Annotated in this window: 2 protein-coding genes; one reads left to right on the forward strand and one right to left on the reverse strand. The window is 71.5% G+C overall.

What is annotated here, in order from left to right; all coding sequences use genetic code 11:
- Positions 1-481 precede the first annotated feature (481 nt).
- Positions 482-892: a hypothetical protein gene (locus G7A99_RS19805; RefSeq protein WP_163143479.1), complete on the forward strand. Its 411-nt coding sequence runs from the start codon at positions 482-484 to the stop codon at positions 890-892.
- A 13-nt stretch (positions 893-905) separates the two neighbouring features.
- Here the strand turns inward: G7A99_RS19805 and G7A99_RS19810 are convergent.
- Positions 906-1371, reverse strand: a 466-nt coding sequence (locus tag G7A99_RS19810) for a hydantoinase B/oxoprolinase family protein (protein ID WP_163143482.1), incomplete at its 5' end; no start/stop codon positions are given.

Here is a 1371-nt window from a genome sequence, read left to right on the forward strand (position 1 = left end):
TCGTGTCGCTCGCTCATCGGCCTTTCCGCAACGAATGGTCCGGGCATTGTGCCGTCGTGCCCGTCGCAGTGCCAGCGCCGGTCGACCCGGTCGACATCGACGCCCGTCGCGGCATCGGCTCCGGGCATGCCGTCACCCTCCGGTTACAGTGTCCACGCGCTGGCCCTCGTGTGGTATACGAGTGTGTCGGTCATTAAGAGCCTATTTCAGTAGGCCGCATACGCCGCGGCGCTTGCCTGTGGTTTGGGGCCAGGAAGGGCCGACGCGGTGTACCCGGCGGTACATAAGGAGACCCTGACACCGCCCCGGGGCCACAGGTGAGCGCCCCACAGGGTTGCGTCTGAGCGCCCACCATGCGGCGTTGCGCGCTCCTTATGTGAAATGACCACACCGCGTCGCACGCGCCTTGCGTGGCGGACGCTCAGACGCAACACGATGCATGCGGCCTACTGAAATAGGCTCTAAGGATTGCGGGGACGATATGCAGGGTTCCGGGTTCAGGACAGGGCGGCTGCGTCATCCGTGGCTCTGGCGCGCGGGCGCGTTCGCGGTGCTCGCGCTGGTGGTGTGGCTGTCGCTGACGCCGGCGCCGCCGAGCCCGCCGGTGGGGCTGTCCTGGGACAAGGCCCAGCACGCGCTCGCCTACGCGGTCCTCGCCTGGTGGTTCGCACAGGCGTGGCGGCGGCGGGTGCCCTCCGTGGCGCTGCTGCTGTTCGTGATCGGGCTGGTCCTCGAGGGACTGCAGGGACTGGGCGGCGAGCGCACGATGTCGCTGGCGGACGCCGCGGCCAACGGTGTCGGGGTGGCCCTCGGACTGGTCATCGTGCGCACGCCCCTGGGCCGGCTGTTCGAGGGCATCGAGACGGGCGCCGCCCGCTGGCGGCGCCCGTGATGCGCAGGCGGCGTTATTCCGGCCGGCCGTAGCCCCCGCCGCCGGGGGTGGCGACCACCACCGTGTCGCCGTCGGCCACTTCGGTCCGGTCGGTGCCCGCCAGCGCCTCGCGCCGCCCGTCGGCACGCTCCACCCACTGCTCGCCCAGCGCCCCGGGCTCGCCGCCCGCCAGCCCGGGCGGCGCCACCCGCCGGGAGTTGGACAGGATCGCCACGGTCATGGGCTCGCGGAAGCGGATCCGCCGCACCGCGCCGTCACCGCCGCGATGATGGCCGGCGCCCCCGGAGCCCGCGCGGATGGAGAAGCCCTCCAGCAGCACCGGGAAGCGCCATTCCAGGACCTCGGGGTCGGTGAGGCGGCTGTTCGTCATGTGCGACTGCACCGCGCTCGCACCGTCGAATCCCGGGCCCGCGCCGGTACCGCCGCACAGGGTTTCGTAGTGCTGGTAGCGGTCGTTGCCGAAGGTCAGGTTGTTCATG

Source organism: Arhodomonas sp. KWT (assembly GCF_010993615.1).